This is a genomic window from Cedecea sp. NFIX57 (genome assembly GCF_900177785.1).
In the GTDB taxonomy this organism is placed as follows: Bacteria; Pseudomonadota; Gammaproteobacteria; order Enterobacterales; family Enterobacteriaceae; genus Cedecea; species Cedecea neteri_C.
Map to the genome: position 1 here is coordinate 1 of NZ_FXAS01000083.1, position 3499 is coordinate 3499.

Consider the following 3499-nt stretch of genomic DNA (forward strand, 5'->3'; position numbering starts at 1 on the left):
ATGTACATGAAAGCCAGTATAAAATACGGCGATGAGGGTGGAAAGGACTTCGGCTGCGAAGCAGACGAGCTCACGCCGTAGGCGTGCTACCGTTCATCGGCGTGCAGCGCCTGGCAGGCTTCATAGAAATCCTCCCGGCCCTCAAAATCGGTCAGGTCAAACCATTTGCTGAAGATGCTGCCGCAGTTGTATTTGTGGTATGTGCCGACACGACAGCCGGGTGATCAGCGGAGGATGCAAGGGCGTCACCGAAGCCGCAGCGCAGAGAAAAAGCGGAACCAGGCTGGACGGTTAGCGAGCGAAATTTGAGCGAGATAACGACGGGAAGACAGGTGACAGGCATTTAAAAAAACACTGCGACCGGGTGAGAGTGACGGCGTTTACGCTTCCCTTGCATCAGCCGCCACCCGGCTAAAGTCGAGGCACGGCGTTTGCCGCAGGCCGCACGGGACGTTACTCCCCGCGAGGCCGGAACGACGTGGAGGATGAGCCGGAAACGCGGAGCGCCCGCGCGACATCCGAATCTCACGCTGCCAGCAGCGCTTTCATGATCTCCACATCGGCCATTCCCTGACTGACACGGGCAGGCGGTATGAACGCCCTCTTCCGTCCAGACCAGCAGGGCCAGCGGTTCATCCGGAGTAAACATCCGCTCCAGTTCGGTACACAGTGCTTCACGGGTTCCGTACATCGTTAATCTCCTCATAATTCGGTAAAAAAGCCGGGCGGAACACCGCCCGGTCGCAGTCATTCGTGGAAACAGTCGCTGAAAACGAGCACCCGCAGGTAAACGTCAAGGAACTGTTTATTCACAGGGAGCAGCAACTGGCCGCGCGGGAACGCCTGAACGCCGGGGCCAGCATCAGCGCCGTGGCCCGGGAGTTGAACACCTCCCGGCAGACCATCATGCGGTTGCGGGATGAAGTAAGAAAACAGGCGCTGCAGGTAAAGGCTGAGGCCAGCCTCTCCGGAAACAGGCCGGGGTGAAACTGAGGTACCCGGACCTCAGTTCCGGTATAATACCGCCAGACCCGATGAATAATCGTCAGATAACGGAGGCGCGGCATGTCAGGCAGAAAAGGAAAGGGCAGAAACACACCTGTCCCTCACGACGGACTGTTCAAAACCTTCCTGACCCACACGGATACCGCCCGGGATTTTCTGACCCTGCACCTGCCCACTGAGTTGCTGCAGCTGTGCGATCTGAATACCCTGCAGCTGGAATCGGGCTCTTTTATAGAGGAAAACCTGCGGACCTACTTTGCTGACGTGCTCTACTCCCTGAAGACGACTGACGGAGAAGGGTACATATACACGCTCATAGAGCACCAGTCGTCCCCCGATAAATTCATGGCCTTCCGGCTGGCCAGGTACGCTATCGCCGCAATGCAAAAGCACCTGGATGCCGGTCATGAGCAGTTGCCGCTGGTTATTCCGATGTTGTTCACCCACGGACGTGGCAGCCCCTGGCCGTATACCATGAACTGGACGGAACTGTTCGCCAGTCCGGACGCCGCCCGACGGCTCTACACCAGTGATTTCCCGCTTATCGACGTCGGGTCCATTGAGGACGGCGAAATCATGCAACACCGGCGAATGGCCCTGCTCGAGCTGATGCTCAAACACGCACGTACCCGTGACCTGGCCGAGCTGACAGAGCATCTGGTCACCCTGCTGATTGCGGGTTACACTACGGATGAACAGTTGGTCACCCTGATGAACTGGATGCTGCAGACAGGGGATACAGCCAGACCTGAAGTATTCCTGCAGGAGCTGGCCCGCCGGTCACCGCAACACGAGGACATTTTTATGACAATTGCACAGAAACTGGAACAGAAGGGCCTTGAGAAGGGGCGCATGGAAGGCATCCAGCTCGGTGAACAGCGCGGGATTGAAAAAGGCCGCCACGAAGGCAAACTCGAAGGCAAACTCGAAGGCAAGCACGAAGGCAAACTCGAAGTTGCCCGCACCATGCTGGAGAACGGACTTGACCGTAACACCGTCATGAAAATGACCGGCCTGACTGAAGACGACCTCGCTCAAATCCGCCATTAATTCTTCGCCAGGACGGCCTTTGAACGCACACCCTGAAACTGACTCCCCGGAGAGCACCGTCGCGGCGCTCTCCCATCTGGCGTTCTGCGCCCTGGTGGCACTCGCACTGGCCCGACAGGAGGGTGCCGCTGGCACGCCCTGGGCCGAAAACCTGTTCCTCACCCGCTGGCTGGCCACCGCGCAGAAGCAAAGACGCTTCCCCCGGTGTGTGGCCCCCGATATTGCTCTCTTACTTGAGCGGGGCCGCAGCCAGGGGCCTGCCGCCGGGCTGCGCCAGAAATTTGATTACCTGTGGCGCTCCTGCAGCGGCGATATCGCGGCCCAGTCCGATTTGTTCCGGCTGACGTACGCCACGGAGGTGCTGAAGGATGACGTCTGGGGCAGTAAGGTGATGGGGACGAAGGAGTGGCTCGCCGGGGAGATACCCGACTTCGCACAGAAGAACGGATTCTGGATGGAAAAAGAGACACTGAATACCGCCTTTACCGGAGAGGGTACCCTGCAGTCGCCGATGTCCTTTCGGGTGACCGGCGACATCGCGGCATTTCTCCGCATGATGGCCGACTATGGTCTGCCTGCCGTTGTCACCGACCGGACGTCGCAGTACCACACGGTCACGCTGTCGCCCGCGACCGGTGACAGATAATCCCGCGCTCAGGCACAGGCTTTCCTCACCCGTCGCCGGCTGAACCCAGCCTCACTCTCCGTCACCGCCCCGACTGGCTGGCCATCGAGACCAAAGCGGGGGCTGCCGGAGACCAGTGTCGCCACGTACGCTTCGCTGCGGGTGAGGCTGAGCAGGGCGCGTCGCACCTGTTTCCGGGACACGCCCGGGCTGCGGGCTGCGATGTCGGCCAGCACATCTTCCCGGATACCCTTCTTCATCGGGCGCAGTTGCTGCCCCTCAAACAGCTCTGGCCAGGCCTGACTGAAGAGGCTGACGGCCTGCTCAAACGGCATCAGTCGGGGAGGTTTTCCGTGTGGGCGTCTGGGGCTGGACGGCGTGGGAGCGGGAGCCAGTGGCACACTCACTTCCGGCACGACAGCCAGCTGCTTCTGGTCCCGCGCTTCCCGGGCCGCCCGCTTCTGCTGGTAAACCTGACTGGCCGATGCCGCCGGTATCACCGCGTGGCGGGCAGGTGTTATGGGCGGATTGTCGCCGGTCTCCGGCGTCACGGGCTTTCGCTTCAGGGACAGCACCGGGCGGCCATGGCTCATTGCTGAGACCCTCCATTCGGCAACGCATACGGGCTGACGATGCGGTCCATCATGGGGAGCAGAGCCGCCGCGACACAGGCCCGCTGTGACGGTAAAATCTGTGCATCTGTTCTGGTCAAGTTAATCAGGACGTAAGCGCCCCATACTGAACGTGGCGTAAGGATTATTTTACAGAGGAGAGATTCCAGGGCAGCAGTTCATGTACCCGGTTTGAAGGCCTGTCGTT

The 3499-nt window shown here is 60.1% G+C and carries 5 protein-coding genes and 1 pseudogene; 3 read left to right on the top strand and 3 right to left on the bottom strand.

Going from position 1 to position 3499, the window contains the following annotated elements; all coding sequences use genetic code 11:
• Positions 1-92: 92 nt before the first annotated feature.
• Both B9Y90_RS27725 and B9Y90_RS27475 read right to left on the bottom strand, forming a co-directional pair.
• Positions 93-224, bottom strand: a pseudogene (locus B9Y90_RS27725) (antirestriction protein ArdA); the annotation flags it as partial.
• 119 nt (positions 225-343) lie between these two features.
• Positions 344-691 (bottom strand): DUF1380 family protein, encoded by a 348-nt coding sequence (locus B9Y90_RS27475; RefSeq protein ID WP_085543094.1) that lies wholly within the window; start codon positions 689-691, stop codon positions 344-346.
• Between the two features lie 62 nt (positions 692-753).
• Between B9Y90_RS27475 and B9Y90_RS25625 the strand changes: the two genes are divergently transcribed.
• From B9Y90_RS25625 to B9Y90_RS25635, 3 genes are all read left to right on the top strand, one after another.
• Positions 754-987, top strand: coding sequence for a helix-turn-helix domain-containing protein (locus B9Y90_RS25625; RefSeq protein WP_085543095.1), 234 nt, complete (start codon positions 754-756; stop codon positions 985-987).
• Positions 988-1065: 78 nt separating this feature from the next.
• Positions 1066-2055, top strand: a complete 990-nt coding sequence (locus B9Y90_RS25630; RefSeq protein ID WP_085543096.1) for an Rpn family recombination-promoting nuclease/putative transposase — start codon at positions 1066-1068, stop codon at positions 2053-2055.
• 19 nt (positions 2056-2074) lie between these two features.
• On the top strand, positions 2075-2701 hold the full coding sequence (locus B9Y90_RS25635; protein WP_085543097.1) for a DUF2913 family protein: 627 nt from the start codon (positions 2075-2077) through the stop codon (positions 2699-2701).
• A gap of 8 nt (positions 2702-2709) precedes the next feature.
• On the opposite strand, the gene B9Y90_RS25640 is transcribed toward B9Y90_RS25635, so the two are convergent.
• Positions 2710-3180, bottom strand: a complete 471-nt coding sequence (locus B9Y90_RS25640) for a ProQ/FINO family protein (protein ID WP_176227940.1) — start codon at positions 3178-3180, stop codon at positions 2710-2712.
• Positions 3181-3499 lie beyond the last annotated feature (319 nt).